We start from the raw sequence: 1,079 nt of genomic DNA on the forward strand, positions 1-1,079 counted from the left end.
GATCCAGGCGCCGATGCCCTTGCGGGCTCCTGATCCGGTTTCAAACGCGTTCAGGTAGACGCATTCGTATTTCAGCGAGCGCCAAAGCCTTTCGATCATGCGGTTGTCGATCCAGCGGCCGCGGCCATCCATTGATATCTTCACATTGGCGTCCAGCAACACCCTGGTGAATTGCGTGCTGGTGAATTGTGATCCCTGATCCGTATTGAAAATCTCGGGCGCACCATATCGGGCCAGCGCCTCCTCCAGGGCTTCGATGCAAAAGCCCGCATCCATGGAATTCGACAGCCGCCAACTCAGCACCTTGCGGCTGTGCCAGTCCATGATGGCGACAAGGTAGAGGAACCCCCGGCGCATCGGAATGTAGCTGATGTCCGCGCACCAGACCTGATTGGAGCGGGTGATGGCCAAATCATTGAGCAGGTATGGATAAATGCGGTGCTCTGGATGCCTCTTGCTGGTCTTTGGCTCCTGGTAGATCGGCACGAGACGCATCAGTCTCATCAGCCGACGCACCCTGTGACGCCCGCACGGATGCTCCTCCCGTTGCAGATGCCGCGTCATCTGACGCGAGCCGTACCACGGCGTCTCCAGAAACTGCCGGTCGATGATAGCCATGAGCGCCAGGTTCTCCGCGCTTTCACCGCGCGGAGAATAATAGAGACCAGAGCGGGTCAATGACAGGAGGCTGCATTGCCGGCGAATGCTCAGGTCGGGATGATCCTGCTTCACCGCTTTTTGCCTCCAGCACCGAGAATGAGACTGGAGGCTGCCGACAAAAAATCTCGCTCGATGACGAGCTGGCCAATCTTCGCATGCAACTTCTCAACCTCCTTCTCGGAGATTAGGGGTGCAGCCGGCGCAGAACTGCCGAATGCTGTCGCCATGTTCTCGATCGCGGTGCGCTTCCAGCCGCTGATCATCGTCGGATGAATATCGTACTTCTTGGCCAGCTCAGCCGTCGTCAGCTCCTCGCGAATGGCCTCAAGGGCCACCTTCGCCTTGAACTCAGCCGAATAGCGTTTCCGTGTCGTCATATTGCCCGTCCTTCGTCAGGTGTTCGAGCTTAACGACTGGTC

1 pseudogene is annotated in these 1,079 nt (G+C 58.0%); it reads right to left on the bottom strand.

Annotated features, from left to right (window positions below):
- Positions 1–1,037 (bottom strand): annotated as a pseudogene (locus AC6A67_RS08275) (IS3 family transposase); the annotation flags it as partial.
- Between the last annotated feature and the right edge of the window lie 42 nt (positions 1,038–1,079).

Source organism: Camelimonas sp. FR25, from assembly GCF_059740505.1.